The following is a 14,455-nucleotide window of genomic DNA, read 5'->3' on the forward strand; positions in this document are numbered from 1 at the left end:
GATTTAAAAAAATCTCCTAAAAGGTTATTTTAATTCTGCACGTATTCTGCTTAAACTGACTTGTGTAATTCCCAAATAGGAAGCAATGTGTCCTAGTTGAACTCTTTGCAATAATTCAGGATGATCTTTCATTAATTCCAAATAGCGTTCAGACGCATTTTTGAATTGTTTAGAAATCAAACGTTCTTCGGTTTTTATCAATTCTTTTTCGGCAAATTTTCGTCCCCAATTGGCTATGTTAACATCTTCATTAAAGAGTTTTCTTAGGTTTTCTGTTTTAAGTTCGTACAATTCGCAGTCTTCCAAAAGTTCAATGGTTTCATAACCAGGCTGATCTTCCACATAACTTTTCATTGAAATGATGGTTTCTCCTTCTTTTCCAAACCAAAACGTAACTTCATTATCTCTTTCTACATAAGCTCTTACTAATCCTTTCTTTATAAAATAAATATTTGGTTCTACTTTATTAGCTTTTAACAAAATGTGCCCTTTAGAAAAGGCTATTTCTGTAACATTGTTTTGCAGAGCAAGTTTAGACTGCTCGGGAAGTTCGTATATAAGATCAAGGATTTTGGAAATATCCATTTTTTGTTTTTTGGAATAAAGATAATAGTTGTTAAGTGTAACCGAAAAATTTCGATAAAAAAAACAATAGCTTTCCTGTTGGAGGGCAAAAAAAATTAACGCAAAGTTCGCAAAGACATTTTTATTCTGAGACTAATCCTAATCGATATTTTAAGTTCGCAAAGCTTTGCGAACTTTTTCATTGTAGTGATTCTAAAAAAACTTTGCGCACTTTGCGTAAAATCTTTTGCGGACTTTGCGGTAAAATATATGGTTTTTATCTATGTGTTAAAAATAATTTAGTCCTACGGGGCATGTTTTAAAAAAAAAATCCCATTTCAAAAAGAAATGGGATATAAAACAACCTCTGCGATGAGCTATTATAAACAGAAGCCATTTTTGACCAACATATAAACTAATTTATTCCTCCGCCTAAAGCTTTATAAAGCAATACTTGAGAGTTTGCATTTCGAAGTTGGATATCGACAAAATCCAATTCGGCCTGCAATTTATTTTTTTGTGCATTGATGATTTCCAAGTAATTAGCATAACCGCTCAAATACAAATCGTTTGAGACATTTACGGCAATTTCGAGATGATCAATTTCGTTTAATTTATATTTTAAAACATCTTCGTAAGCTTGATTTCTATGCAACAGAGCACTTAACTCGTTGAAAGCTGTTGTAACCGTATTTTGATATTGCAGAAATGAAATTTCCTGTCTTCTGTTGGAAACATAAAATTCCTGTTTGATCTGTCCTTTGTTGAAAACGGGAGCTGTTAATCCGCCCAATATCTGCCAAGCGAAAGAACCAGCGTCAAAGAAAGTGTTGAACGAAAACGAATTGAATCCTGCATATCCGCCCAAATTCACAGTTGGAAAAAAAGCGGCACGAGCCGATTTGGCATCTGCATTACTGGCTAATAATTCGAAGTAAGCTTCAGATACATCTGGTCTTTTGTGAATGATAGAATCCACGCTGATTTTTTGGTTTAAAACCTCCAAATGTCCAGATAAGAAATCGCTGCTTCTGTCAATTTTTCCGCCATATTCGCCTAAAAGTGTCAATAGCGCTTTTTCGGTCTGATCAATGCTTAATTTTAATTCTGACGCTTCGGCGTGAATGTTATTGTTTTGTGCATTAAACTGCTGTACAGCTAATTCTGTCGCTTTTCCAACCGATCTTTGTGCCGAAACAATATCAAGCGCTTTTTCCTGCGTTTTCAAGTTATTATCGTAAATCGCGGCTTGTTTGTCTAAAGCGATCAATTTGAAATACAAGTCGGCAACATCTCCTAAAAGACGCGTTTGCAGCAAACGCATTCCTTGCTGAGAAGCAAAAAATCGCTGTTGAGCTGCTTTTTTACGATTGCTTAATTTGCCCCAGATATCAGCTTCCCAAGAAACTTTGGCTCCCAAAAATAGGTTAGGAGTAAGATCTTCGTTGATTCTTTGTTTGTCGCTAATATTTTGAGAAAAGTTGGTATCAAAGTTACCAACTCCATCCATTGTATATTTTCCGTAATGTGTTCCCGAAGCATCGGCCACAAGATCTAAAGAGGGAAGAAGTGCTAGTTTTGCTACTTTTAAATGCGAATTGGCAATTAAAATTCTTTCCTGCATGATTAAATAATCAGGATTCTTGGTAATGGCTTTTTTTAATAGTTCCTCTAATTTGGGATCTTTAAAAAACGTCTCCGTTTTTAACGGAATAAAAGGTTGAGCCTCAGTTGAAGCTTCTTTTTTCTCCCTATCAAAATTTTCTGGAAGCTTTGCTGCGTCTAGTTTGTTACTGACTTTTGGCGCCGAACAAGCCGTTAAAAGTAAAACTCCGGTTATTACAACGGCACTTTTGGTTGTCCTTAGAAAATGCATATCAGTATTTTTATATTGATTTAATATCTCTTTCATTGTTTAATTTATTTGTTCTATCTGCCAAGCATTTTTCAATCGTATTCATTAGCTTAGATTAATCTGTTAAATCTGCTTTAATCTGTATTAATCTGTATTAATCTGCGTGAAAAAATCTATGCGTAAAAAAATATTTCACGCAGATTTTAAAAAGATTGTTGCAGATCAAAATAGATTTATTTAATCTATTTTGATCAACGAATTAATTGTTTGACTTGCTCATTCGTTTTTCCAATTTTGCAAACAGTATGTAAAGTCCAGGAATGATTAAAAGACCAAACACAGTTCCAATTAACATTCCTCCTGCAGCTGCTGTACCAATCGAACGGTTACCAATTGCACCTGCACCAGAAGCGATACACAACGGAATCAATCCTGAAATAAAAGCAAAAGAAGTCATCAAAATCGGTCTGAAACGAAGTCTTGCTCCTTCAATTGCTGCTTCGACAATATCACGTCCGAGTTTGTTCTGCGCCATAGCAAACTCTACAATCAGAATGGCGTTCTTGGCGAGCAGACCAATCAGCATGACGAGTGCTACTTGAGCGTAAATGTTATTGTCCAATCCAACCATGACAAGCGCGATGTAAGAACCGAAAACTCCAACCGGAAGACTTAATAATACTGGGAACGGAAGCAATAAACTTTCGTATTGTGCCGCAAGCAATAGGTATACAAATAGTATACAAAGCGCAAAAATGTAGATCGTCTGGTTTCCTGATAAAATCTCTTCACGCGTCATACCAGACCATTCCAGTTCAAAACGGCTTGGCAGTTTTTCTGCAGCAATTTTTTCAACAGCAGCAATGGCATCTCCAGAGCTGTAACCTTCAGCAGGTTCACCGTTAATCATAGCCGACATGTACATGTTGTAACGTGTTAGAACCTCATGACCGTAAACTCTTTCTAATTTGATGAAAGTAGAAAACGGAACCATTTCGCCAGCTTCATTTTTCAAATACATATCCAAAATACTTTCTGGATTTTGACGGAATTGCGGACTTGCCTGTACCATTACTTTATACATTTGAGAAAAACGAATAAAGTTGGTTGCATAAAATGAACCTAACATGGTTTGTAAAGTCGACATGGCATTGTCTACCGAAATTCCTTTTTTGGCCGCTAAATCGTAATCAATATGGATTAAATACTGCGGGAAAGTGGCATCAAAACTCGAGAAAGAGTTCTGAATTTCTGGCGAAGCGTTTAATTCTTTGATGAATTCTTTGGTTACTTTATCGGTATTGGTAATACTTCCTCCAGATTTATCCAGCAAACGAAGCTCAAAACCACTGGTGTTACCAAAACCAGGAACGGTTGGCGGAGCAAAAATCTCGATTTGTGCATCGGTAATGTTTTTGGTTTTTTCTGTAAGTTCTGCCATGAATTCGGTTACCGAAATATCACGTTCGCTCCAGTCTTTTAAGTTGATCATTCCCATTCCGTATGAAGCTCCAGCGATTTCAGTTACAATACTGTATCCAGCAAGAGTTGTTACGTTGTCGACACCTTTAATTCCGCGAGCAATTTTAGTTACTTCGTCTAGGGCTTTTTCAGTACGTTCTACTGTTGCTCCTTGCGGTGTTGTAACACTTACGTAAACCATTCCTTGGTCTTCAGTTGGGATAAATCCAGATGCCAAAAATTTGGTTGTTCCCCAAGTTAAAAAGCAAAATAGAACTAATATACCCACTGTAACGGTGTTACGATCGGCAAACTTCACCAATACTTTGATGTATTTTGAAGTAATATTATCGAACCAATGGTTGAATCTATTAAAGAATCTGTCTAAAAGCGATTTTTTCTCTTTATTTGGATCGTGTGCTTTTAACATAATAGCGCAAAGGGCAGGAGTAAGGGTAAGGGCGTTAATACCCGAAATCACAATACTAATAGCCATTGTTAAAGAAAACTGCCTATAGAAAACCCCAACCGGACCACTCAAGAAAGCAACCGGAATAAATACGGCAGCCATTACAATCGTAATTGCAATAACGGCACCTGTAATTTCTTTCATGGCACTAATGGTAGCCTCCATTGGCGACATATGTTCTTCGGAGATTTTTACGTGAACGGCTTCGACAACAACAATGGCGTTATCAACCACGATTCCGATAGAAAGTACTAAAGCGAAAAGCGTTAATAAGTTGATCGAGAAGCCCATCATCGACATAAACGTAAACGAACCAATAAGCGCGACAGGAACTGCCAATACTGGAATTAAAGTAGATCTCCAATCTTGAAGGAAAAGGAAAACTACAAATGCTACCAAAATAAAGGCTTCAACCAAAGTTCTTAAAACCTCGTGAATAGAAGCATCAAGGAAACGCGAAACGTCATAAGCAATGTTGAATTCCATTCCTGGAGGAAAAGAAGAGCCTTTTAATTCGGACATTTTTTCTTTTACGCTCGCAATAACCTCAGAGGCATTAGAACCTGGACGTTGTTTCAACATGATGGATGCCGAAGGTTTTCCGTCGGTTTTAGAAACCATTCCGTAACTCATCGCACCAAATTCAATTTTCGAAATGTCTTTTAATCTTAAGATAGTTCCGTCTGAATTGGCTCTTAACGGAATTTCTTCATATTGTTTTGGCTCGAAGAATTTTCCGCCATACTTAATTACATATTGTAATTGATTGTTCATTTGTCCTGAACCTTCACCGACTTTACCTGGCGCTGCAGAAATGTTTTGTTTTTGAAGTGAATTAATCACTTCATTTGCCGAAATATTATATGAAAGCATCTTTTCTGGATCTAACCAAACACGCATCGAATATTCTTTCTGACCCATGATTTCGGCACGTCCGACACCATCAATACGTTTTAATTCCTGAAGAATATTAATATCCGTAAAGTTGAAGATAAACTGTTCATCTTGCGTTTTGTCGGTACTTGTAATGTTCAAGTACATCAACATACTGTTTACCTCTTTTTCGGTTGTAACCCCAGCACGAATTACCTCTTCTGGAAGTTCGTCCAGAATCGTGGTAACTCTATTCTGCACGTTTACGGCAGCCAGATCGGGATCGGTTCCTACTTCAAAGAAAACCTGAATTAAGGTCAAACCATCGTTGGATGTTACGGTTGACATATACGTCATTCCGGGCACACCATTGATAGCTCTTTCTAACGGAAGGGCGACGGCATTGGCCGAAACCTCTGCGTTTGCTCCTGTATATTTTGCTGTAACGGTTACAGACGGTGGTACAATGTCTGGGAATTGGGTAATGGGAAGCTGAAACAACGCCAGCAATCCCAGAAGGACTATCATAACCGAGATGATTAATGACAATATTTTCCTTCTGATAAATAACTCTATCATTTTAAATTTTTTAGATAAATAATTAAATAACTGTTTTACAGGTCGATAACCTACATTTGTTTCATGTTGATTTTATCGCCGTCTCTCAATGATTGTGTACCTTCTTGCACAATTAGGTCGTCGCTTTTTAGACCTTCGTTCAAGATATACACATCATCTAGAGTCGTTTCAATTGTAACATTCGTCATTTTAACTACTCCATCTTTGTTCACGCGGAAAACGTATTGTTTGTCCTGAATAGAAAAAACAGCTTTCTGCGGAATTAAAATTGCATTGGTTTTTGGCTCTGAAATAATCAATTTTCCAGAAGTTCCGTGTTTGATAAATCCTTGCGGATTGTGAAATTTTGCTTTGTATTGAATCGAACCTGTTTGTTTGTCGATATCTCCATCAGCAGTTCTTAATTCTCCTTTTTGATCGTAAACTTGTCCATTTGGCAATACCAATCTAATATCGCCCTGCGTGTTTAAGGTTTTGTCTTCCATCATTTGGAAATAAGTGTTCTCTGGAATTGAGAAATAAGCGTACACATCGTCTAACTGAGAAACAGTAGTCAATAATGAACCATTTTCTACTAAACTTCCTTCTTTAAACGGAATACGGTCAACAGTTCCGTCAAATGGCGCGCGGATCGTGGTAAAGCTAATCTGCTGATTGATTGCTTTTCTTTCTGCAGCAGCGTGAGCCAATTTCGCGGAAGTGGCTTCATATTTTGCTTTAGATAATTCTAATTCCTTGTCTGCAATTACTTTTTTATTGAAAAGGGTTTGAGCCTGTTCTAGTTCTACAGAGGCAATTCTTAAATCGGCTTTTGCGCTTTTGTAAACCGCTTCAGCTTTTAGCAATTGAATCTGAAGTTCAACATCGCTTATTTTAAAAAGGATTTGCCCTTTTTTTACTTTTTGTCCTTCACTAACATATACTTTGTCTAATAAACCAGGAATACGAACGTGGATTTCTACATTGTTTTTAGCATGTACATCGGCAACAAATTTGCTCGAAACTATAGTGTCTTTTAGAGTTACCTTATAAACAGGAAACGTTTTTATGTTGTTTGAATCTTTTTTTGATTTATCTCCGCACGAGACTAAAACGAATAAAGCCAAGGTGCATAAAAGAAATGGATTTTTATAAATGCTCATCATTAGGTTTAAATTTTTGAATAAATAGATTTTCTCCCTTGATAATAAATATCGGGAGTATGAATTTGGATTCTGTTTTCGAAAACAATCGAAACAAAAGATAAAAATGGATTTTGGATGTTTCTCTGTTAGAAAAGTACCGTTTTGAGAATGTTTTTATAGCAATAGCAACTCTATTGCATAAGCAAATGAGATATTATTCTAAATATAAAAACGACAAAAATTTAAAGCCTAGAAAAGCTGATACAAATGAAGATGAGGATGTCTTTCGATGTGGTATATTGAAGCTATACCATATATTAAAGTCTCTTTATAGACTTTGAAGTTGACTAAATTGCTAAAATACGGAGCTTTGATCGTACTTTGTTCCAAAGTAGTCGCTCTGCATTTCATTTTCTTTTTGAGCTTATAATGAACTTCTAGATTTTTAGAAGAAGAAAAGTCAGAAGAAAAAATCTGCGTGTCGTCTGCTGCAACACTATCTAAGGTAATGCAGCTGCTAGCACTATAAATTGGCGAATACGTCTCGGTACCTCTAAAAAAAGAAAGCAACGATAGTAAAACGACATATATGAACTTGGCGGGTTTCATTTACAGTACAGTAGATTATATAATTTTGTTCCTTAAAAAGAGGTAATATATTTGTTTAAAGTGCGCCAAATATAGTAATTTGAAAAGTAAGGTTTCTTAAAATTTTTCTAAAAACTGTGAGATTTAAAAATTTGATAATAATTGAAGTTGATTTTTAGGGGTTTTAATTTTTTACTCTGTTCCTTATTAATAAGTTAGTATCAATTGGATTTTGAGAATTTAGTAAAAGAGTAAACTTTTTTATCTTTGCGCTATAAGAATATAAGGAAGCAAACTTTGTTTCCCATAATAAAAAGAATACCACGTGAATTATTTAAAGCTTTTTGGAACAAAATTAATGCTATTGATGAGTATAATTAGTTATGGACAAAATCTAGAAAAATTAATAAAAGAAAACATTGCAAAAAGAACCGACACTTTGGTTCATTTCAAAACAGACTCGCCTTATAATTATATGCCTGTAACGATACTTTCAGGAAAAGAAAAAGGACCTGTTTTTACCATTATTGCGGGAATACATGGTTTTGAATATCCGCCGATTACAGCAGTTCAGGAATTAATCAAAGAAATAGATCCGAAAAAGTTGAAAGGAACTTTGATTGTGGTTCCAATTGCCAATGTTGGTTCATTTTATAAAAGAACACCATTTGTAAATCCGTCAGACCATAAAAATTTGAATAATGCTTTTCCAGGCTCAGAAACAGGAACTATTACAGAACAGATTGCTAATTATATCACGAAGCAGATTATTCCTCAATCAGATGTTTTTTTGGATATTCATGGAGGCGATGCCAATGAAGATTTGCTTCCTTTTGTGTGTTACTACAATAATGCATCAGAAGAAAAGAAAACGCTTTTAAGCAGTAAACTTTCAGAGATTTCAGGAATCAATCATATTGTTTCTTATCCGTACACGATTACGAAAACCGAACCTGCAAAATATGCTTTCAAACAAGCTTCCCAAAACGGAAAAACAGCTTTAAGTATCGAAGCTGGAAAATTAGGAAATGTACAGACAGAAGCGGTACATTTGATTAAAAAAGCAGTTTATAATATGCTCAATTACATGGAAATGTACAGCAACGGAATAGCTTCTGTGAAAAATCCATCAGCTGTTTATTTGAGTAATCAGGAATACGTAAAAGCAGAAGTTGCGGGAATTTTTAATAGTACTTTAAAAAGCGGAGATTACATAAAAAAAGGCGATAAAATCGGATTTGTTTCTAATGAATTTGGAAAGGTTTTAATCGAAATTAAATCACCCGCAACTGGAATTATTTTATATAAAATCGGAACTCCGCCAGTGAATAAAGGTGAGACTGTTTTTTGTATTGGATATTAGAAAAACTTGAAAGATGATTAAAGCATTAAAAGTAACTGCAATTAGTTTTTTTTTATTTTTGAATTTATGCTTTTCGCAAGAAAAAAGAGCGAAGGATATAACATTTGAAATAGTTGACAAAGTTTTAAAAAACAATAGTTATGCTAAATTGTTGATTAGTAATAATTCATCTTATAATTATTGTCTTCCAATTTTAAACTCTGTTGACAGTGAAAAATGGAATTTTATGTTACCAACAAATGAGACGAGTTTTTTTTTAGTACATATGATTGTGTATAATTTTAATAATGAAAACTTAAGTTGGCAATCAAATAATTGTTTTGATGAAGATGTAGATCTGATATCGAGAAGTTTTGATGAGAAATGGATGCAAAAGAAAAAAAGTATTAAAATAGAAGATTTTATTCTATTAAAAGCAGGCCAAAAAAAGGTTATAAATGTACCAATCAATTTGCAGATAAAACTTTCAAATGATTGTTTTTGGGAGATTAAAGATTATAAAAATGAAAAAGAATTAAAAGTCTCCTATTATTATAGAAAAAAACAGGAAGAATTAGAGTCTTTATTTCTGAGTTCTGAGATATTAAATAAGTTGAAGCAGTTGAATTATAAACTTTATAATTTGGAAATTGAATCGAACAAAGTAAATTTAATTTTGCAATAAGTAGATTAGTTTTTCTAGTTTTAGAATTGTCTAACATAGCATTTTTCTCTCTATAAAAAGAAGTTCAAAATTTGAATTAAAGAGTTACGCAAATGTCTCAAAGATATTTACCTAACTCTATTAAGGAAGACTTCAGAGAGCTGGGAAAATTGGAAATTGCTCATAAATAAATTAATATGAAAAAAGGACTTATATTATTTGTTCTTCTTTGTTTAAGTTGCACAAACAAGAAGCAAGAATTAGAATATTTAATATGTAAAGATTCTATCCAATTTTGGAATTATGAATGGCCTAGAGATAGAAGTGAATTTTACAGTTTTACATTTAGCTTCGATAATGAAGGAAATGTGGTAAAATATTCATATAACAAAATAAAAAACAAGCGGATAATTTTTACAGACCATCCTAAACAATTTAAAAAAAAATGGAATGTAACTAATGATTCAATATTTACTTTTTTTGGTTCTGCTAAAAAAATTATTAGATATACAGAAGATTCCATTTTTGTAGTTTATCCAGAAACTAAAGAGATAGGATATTTTTTAAGGGTCAAGAATAAACTCAACATTCAAAAATATGAAGAAATTGATAAAATTAATTAGATACACCCATCTCTCCAAAGTTTCAGATTTGAATTGAAAAGTTGCACAAACGCCCGATCGTAAGGATTTATCTCAGCAACGTTAGCGCGGATTTGCAATCCGTGCCAACGATTGAGAGTAAATCTGCGCAATCGGGATTATAAGAAATGCCAAGGATCCTCAACATCTACGGACATTGAATTAGTCGAGAATTAATTAGTAAATAGTAATTTTTAGAATTTGTTAAACTAAGTTTTAATGGCACAAATAATTATAATTTTATTGCTGATGATAGCTATTGGTACTTTCATTTATATCAAAAAATATAAAGATAATGGAAAACCAAAAGTTGGAATAAAAAGAGATAATTACTCAGATTATTTGAAAGATTATAGTAATTTGAAGTTATATTGGGCTTCGATATCTTTCATTTTTTTGGGTATTGCTATGTTGATAGCTATTTTGATTTTAGAAATACTTTTTAACTAATGATTTATCTTTGCGTTTTTAAAACCCGATCGCGAAGATTTATCTCAGCAACGTTAGCGCGGATTTGCAATCCGTGCCCGGAATGATTGGACACAAAATAAATTAATAAAGCAAAAGCTATATAATTAATTTACTTTTTTATGTTTACAAAGAGGACTAACCAATCTTTGCGGGCACGGAAATTGAATTGAACAGAGTAAATTTAATTTTGTAATAAGTAGATCAGTTTTTCTAATTTTTAGAATTGTCTAACAGGGCATTTTTTACTCGCTATAAAAGAGTTCAAAATTTGAATTAAAGGGTTGCGCAAATGTCTTTGACTCTAAATAGTTAATATGAATGAGAAATTTTTTTTAGGCAAAAATTATAAAAACATTTTAAGTGTTGTCATCTTTATTATCATTAGTTTTCTGTTTGTTTTTTCTTATTTTCAAAAAACAGTAGAGGAAGTAAATTATGAAGACGAGTTAAGTTATAAATACAATGGTTTTGTAGTTAATAAATATGTAGATTCTGCAGACCATTCTATTTGCAAACTGGTTTTGAAGTCTGGTAAAATAATTAATGTTTGGGATAATTGTTATCAAAAGGTGGAAATTGGTGACTCAGTTGTAAAAAACAAAGGGAGCTTTGACTTTTTAATATATAATTCTTATGGGACTGAGACTGTCAATATTCAAGATAATTTAATAATTCCAAAATAATAAAATTTTCCTCTTCGCTCTATAAAGGATTCTAAGTTTGAAATAAAGAGCTGCGATGGCGCAAAGTCGGAGACATTTGCGCAGCACTATTAAGAAAGACTTCGGAGAGCGGGGGGAAATCTAATTGATGGTAAAACAAAGAGTTTGACAATGGTATTAAAAGCGTGTACAACTGGTTCTTTACGAGAACATAATATTTCTCAGGTTTTGACGAATGCGCATAAAGGTCTTAGAATTTATGCTCCAGCCCAGAACTGGACCGAAAAAGGCACTATAGAATTCACTAAGGGAGGCAAAGTTCAGCAGGGTTGGTATAATGTATTTGAGAATGGAGTTTGGACTAAAAATAGTCCAATTAATTTAAAATAAAAAGAATGAAATCAACTATATTATGCGTAATAATGTTTATCATCATCAATACAGCATGTAAGAAGCAAAATAACGATGATAAAAATACTCTTATATCAGAAAAAAGATATGATAATGAAATTAATACTGCAAAATCTAGTGTTAAAGACTTTGGTGATGAAATTTCATATGCTGATTTGGAACTTTATTATTTAAATAATAAGTACAAAAAAGAAGAAATTTTACCATATACAATTCTTATGGTCGAAAAACATAAGAAGTTTAAATATTCATCTAAGGTTTTTGAGAATTTACTTGATTTATATACTGGTGCAGAATTAAAATATGATGGTACCAATACTAGTCTTGTTCAATACTTAAAAAATGTTGAAAAGTTGGATGGCTATCAGCGAAAATATTTTTTTAGCTTTCTGTGGATAGGGGCAAGAGAAAAAAGCATGTCAAGTGTGCGCTATTTGGAAATATTAAATCGTGAAGGGATTGGTATGCAAAAAAACATAACAATTGCGGACAGTTTAAAATTACAATTAATAAAATTAGAAATAGCAAACCATGTTAAATAATTATTTAATGCTTCCCCCTCGCTCTGCAAAGAGTTTTAAACCTCGTCCAGCTACCGCTCTGCAAAGAGTTCCAAACTTGAATTAAAAAATTGCGCAAATGTCTCTGACTTTGCGCAATTTTTTTGGTCTTAGAATTTCTAAACGTAATAAAAGTCTCTGACTTTTTACGATGACATCTTAAAAACTAAAATCACTCCAAAATACTAGAAGAATCCTTAATCTCAAAATCGGCATATTGCCAAGCATCATCATAAGAGGTTTTAATTTTTAAAGCCTCTTTTTCTTTTTTCTGAGCAACTAAAGAGTTGTAAAGTCCGATTAAGGCGAAGCCGTTTTTTGGGAGCGTTTGTAAATCTTGTCTGTAGATTTTTTCTGCTTCGATGTATTTTCCAGCTTTTAGTAAAACTGTGCCTAAATAATGTCTAATAGAGAAAAACCAATCCGGCGGTTCGTTGTAATTTAACTGATCTTCAATTGTTATTGCTTTGTTTAAAAGAACAATTGCTTTATCCAGATTATTCTTTTTGGCTTCAACTCCTGCTGAAAGTACATTGGCAGCAATTTGAACAAGATCGTAAGTGGTGTTGATATTCCAAATAGTAACCTCTTTTAAGGTTTTATCTTTGGCTAATTGATTAAGAGACGCGAGCTGTTTTTCGGCATTGGTAATATCATTTTTTCCGAGATAAGCCATTCCTTGCGCATAGTGCCAAATAGCATTCGGGTATACGAGATCTTTTTCAGGTTGTGGAATCTCCATAATTTTATCCCACATCGAAAATTTTACAGCGATATAATACAGAATGCTATAATAATGCTGTAAAGTCCCCCAGCCAGCTTCACGCATGATTTTGGGAGATATATGCTGTTGTAATATCTGTGCCGATTTCCAAGCCAATTTTGAATTTCCTTCTAAAGCAGCGGTAGCCACCAAAAAATGATAATTGTGCGGATAATAGGCTAAAGGGTAAGCGCCTTGTGCATTACAAGCAGTAGAATACAAACTATCAATTCGAACAGCCTCAATATTAGAAAGCGTGCCTTCATGATAATCTCCCGTACGAATGTAAATATGAGACGGCATGTGCACCAAATGTCCGGATCCAGGAACTAAAGTTTCTAGCAACTTGGCACTTTTAAGTCCGTTTTCTGGATGTGCAGAAGCTTCTACAGCATGAACTAAAAAATGATGCGCACCCGGATGTTTCGGATTTTTTTTAATCAATTCGTTTAAAACGGCAAGTATTTCTGGAGTCCATTTTTTAGGTATTCCAGTGCCTTTTTCATACAAATCCCACGGATGGAGATTCATTTGAGATTCCGCATAAAGTGCACCAATATCAGGATCTGAGGGAAACTGAGTATATACTTTTTTCATCGCCTCGGCATACGCAATGTCGAGCGGTTTTCTATCAGCAGGAGGATTTTTAGCATAACGCACTAATAAGGCGTCAATCATAGCCATTTCTTTCGGAGAACATTTCACAGAAAGTTTCTTAGCTTTTTGAACCGCATCATAAGCACGCTGAAAATTATCTTCTTCCATTCCGGCGTTGTAATTCGGACCTAAAACATAGGCAAATCCCCAATACGCCATGGCACAATTGGGATCTAATCGTGAAGCTTCATAAAATGATCTGGCTGCTTCGGCGTGATTGAATCCGTAAGCGAGCATCATTCCTTGGTTGAAATATTCCTGCGCTTCTGGATTATTGGTTGTAATTTTAAAATTCACACCATCAAGACCCTTAAATTTTGGTGCTTTCTTGTTTTGGGTGTACCAATCTTTATCGTTCGTTTTCGGAATATAACACCCTTGCGAAGCGCTAATTTTAACTGATTTGGGTTCTGTGTTTTTTTCTTTACAGGAAATAAAAAGAAAAAAAACAGCAATTAGAAAGTAATTATATTTCATCGCAAAATGGATTTGAAATTATATAATCAGTGTAAAAGCTCTACTGAAGAAAACTAATGCTTATAATCTAATGGATTGAATAGGAGAGTATTAAGCAAAATTAAATAAAAAAGAAATAGGTTTGTGTAAATATTTGTTTTTCAGTGTTTTGTGATTGTATGGCTGGGCTTTAGGTTTCACGCAGATTTTGTAGATTTAAGCAAATTCACGCAGATTTTTTTCTAAATTTAATCTGTTTAGATCTGCTTAAATCTGCAAAATCTGCGTGAAAAAAAATTATCAAAAAAAGAAGGT

13 protein-coding genes are annotated in these 14,455 nt (G+C 33.8%); 7 read left to right on the forward strand and 6 right to left on the reverse strand.

The features are described from left to right. Positions 1-24: 24 nt before the first annotated feature. The 5 genes from ACPWTF_RS23460 to ACPWTF_RS23480 all read right to left on the reverse strand — a co-directional run bounded on the left by ACPWTF_RS23460 (position 25) and on the right by ACPWTF_RS23480 (position 7,534). Positions 25-585, reverse strand: a complete 561-nt coding sequence (locus ACPWTF_RS23460; RefSeq protein WP_427873468.1) for a Crp/Fnr family transcriptional regulator — start codon at positions 583-585, stop codon at positions 25-27. 394 nt (positions 586-979) lie between these two features. Then, the gene (locus ACPWTF_RS23465; RefSeq protein ID WP_427873470.1) at positions 980-2,476 is read right to left on the reverse strand and encodes a TolC family protein; all 1,497 of its coding nucleotides are present in this window, start codon (positions 2,474-2,476) and stop codon (positions 980-982) included. 202 nt (positions 2,477-2,678) lie between these two features. Continuing rightward, on the reverse strand, positions 2,679-5,801 hold the full coding sequence (locus tag ACPWTF_RS23470; RefSeq protein ID WP_427873472.1) for an efflux RND transporter permease subunit: 3,123 nt from the start codon (positions 5,799-5,801) through the stop codon (positions 2,679-2,681). Positions 5,802-5,851: 50 nt separating this feature from the next. Next, a complete protein-coding gene (locus tag ACPWTF_RS23475) occupies positions 5,852-6,946 on the reverse strand; it encodes an efflux RND transporter periplasmic adaptor subunit (RefSeq protein ID WP_379800472.1) in 1,095 nt (364 codons plus the stop codon). Between the two features lie 228 nt (positions 6,947-7,174). Next, complete coding sequence (locus ACPWTF_RS23480) at positions 7,175-7,534, reverse strand: hypothetical protein (protein ID WP_427873474.1); 360 nt, start codon at positions 7,532-7,534, stop codon at positions 7,175-7,177. 346 nt (positions 7,535-7,880) lie between these two features. Between ACPWTF_RS23480 and ACPWTF_RS23485 the strand changes: the two genes are divergently transcribed. From ACPWTF_RS23485 to ACPWTF_RS23515, 7 genes are all read left to right on the forward strand, one after another. Then, entirely contained in the window at positions 7,881-8,876 is a 996-nt protein-coding gene (locus tag ACPWTF_RS23485) for a succinylglutamate desuccinylase/aspartoacylase family protein (RefSeq protein ID WP_427873476.1), read from the forward strand. Between the two features lie 13 nt (positions 8,877-8,889). Beyond that, positions 8,890-9,540 (forward strand): hypothetical protein, encoded by a 651-nt coding sequence (locus ACPWTF_RS23490; RefSeq protein ID WP_427873478.1) that lies wholly within the window; start codon positions 8,890-8,892, stop codon positions 9,538-9,540. A gap of 176 nt (positions 9,541-9,716) precedes the next feature. Next, positions 9,717-10,142, forward strand: coding sequence for a hypothetical protein (locus ACPWTF_RS23495; RefSeq protein WP_427873479.1), 426 nt, complete (start codon positions 9,717-9,719; stop codon positions 10,140-10,142). Between the two features lie 237 nt (positions 10,143-10,379). Then, the gene (locus ACPWTF_RS23500) at positions 10,380-10,610 is read left to right on the forward strand and encodes a hypothetical protein (protein WP_427873481.1); all 231 of its coding nucleotides are present in this window, start codon (positions 10,380-10,382) and stop codon (positions 10,608-10,610) included. Positions 10,611-10,945: 335 nt separating this feature from the next. Next, the gene (locus tag ACPWTF_RS23505) at positions 10,946-11,314 is read left to right on the forward strand and encodes a hypothetical protein (protein WP_427873483.1); all 369 of its coding nucleotides are present in this window, start codon (positions 10,946-10,948) and stop codon (positions 11,312-11,314) included. 144 nt (positions 11,315-11,458) lie between these two features. Further along, the gene (locus tag ACPWTF_RS23510; RefSeq protein WP_427873485.1) at positions 11,459-11,683 is read left to right on the forward strand and encodes a hypothetical protein; all 225 of its coding nucleotides are present in this window, start codon (positions 11,459-11,461) and stop codon (positions 11,681-11,683) included. A 5-nt stretch (positions 11,684-11,688) separates the two neighbouring features. Beyond that, positions 11,689-12,246 (forward strand): hypothetical protein, encoded by a 558-nt coding sequence (locus ACPWTF_RS23515; RefSeq protein ID WP_427873487.1) that lies wholly within the window; start codon positions 11,689-11,691, stop codon positions 12,244-12,246. Positions 12,247-12,436: 190 nt separating this feature from the next. On the opposite strand, the gene ACPWTF_RS23520 is transcribed toward ACPWTF_RS23515, so the two are convergent. Then, positions 12,437-14,161: a hypothetical protein gene (locus tag ACPWTF_RS23520; protein ID WP_427873488.1), complete on the reverse strand. Its 1,725-nt coding sequence runs from the start codon at positions 14,159-14,161 to the stop codon at positions 12,437-12,439. Positions 14,162-14,455 lie beyond the last annotated feature (294 nt).

This window comes from Flavobacterium sp. MMS24-S5 (genome assembly GCF_050320125.1).
Taxonomy (GTDB): domain Bacteria; phylum Bacteroidota; class Bacteroidia; order Flavobacteriales; family Flavobacteriaceae; genus Flavobacterium; species Flavobacterium tyrosinilyticum.

Bases quoted from the DNA above. Each gene is read 5' to 3' on its own strand.
- ACPWTF_RS23460 (WP_427873468.1), bottom strand. From the start codon at position 585: ATGGATATTTCCAAAATCCTTGATCTTATATACGAACTTCCCGAGCAG.
- ACPWTF_RS23465 (WP_427873470.1), bottom strand. From the start codon at position 2,476: ATGAAAGAGATATTAAATCAATATAAAAATACTGATATGCATTTTCTA.
- ACPWTF_RS23470 (WP_427873472.1), bottom strand. From the start codon at position 5,801: ATGATAGAGTTATTTATCAGAAGGAAAATATTGTCATTAATCATCTCG.
- ACPWTF_RS23475 (WP_379800472.1), bottom strand. From the start codon at position 6,946: ATGATGAGCATTTATAAAAATCCATTTCTTTTATGCACCTTGGCTTTA.
- ACPWTF_RS23480 (WP_427873474.1), bottom strand. From the start codon at position 7,534: ATGAAACCCGCCAAGTTCATATATGTCGTTTTACTATCGTTGCTTTCT.
- ACPWTF_RS23485 (WP_427873476.1), top strand. From the start codon at position 7,881: ATGAGTATAATTAGTTATGGACAAAATCTAGAAAAATTAATAAAAGAA.
- ACPWTF_RS23490 (WP_427873478.1), top strand. From the start codon at position 8,890: ATGATTAAAGCATTAAAAGTAACTGCAATTAGTTTTTTTTTATTTTTG.
- ACPWTF_RS23495 (WP_427873479.1), top strand. From the start codon at position 9,717: ATGAAAAAAGGACTTATATTATTTGTTCTTCTTTGTTTAAGTTGCACA.
- ACPWTF_RS23500 (WP_427873481.1), top strand. From the start codon at position 10,380: ATGGCACAAATAATTATAATTTTATTGCTGATGATAGCTATTGGTACT.
- ACPWTF_RS23505 (WP_427873483.1), top strand. From the start codon at position 10,946: ATGAATGAGAAATTTTTTTTAGGCAAAAATTATAAAAACATTTTAAGT.
- ACPWTF_RS23515 (WP_427873487.1), top strand. From the start codon at position 11,689: ATGAAATCAACTATATTATGCGTAATAATGTTTATCATCATCAATACA.
- ACPWTF_RS23520 (WP_427873488.1), bottom strand. From the start codon at position 14,161: ATGAAATATAATTACTTTCTAATTGCTGTTTTTTTTCTTTTTATTTCC.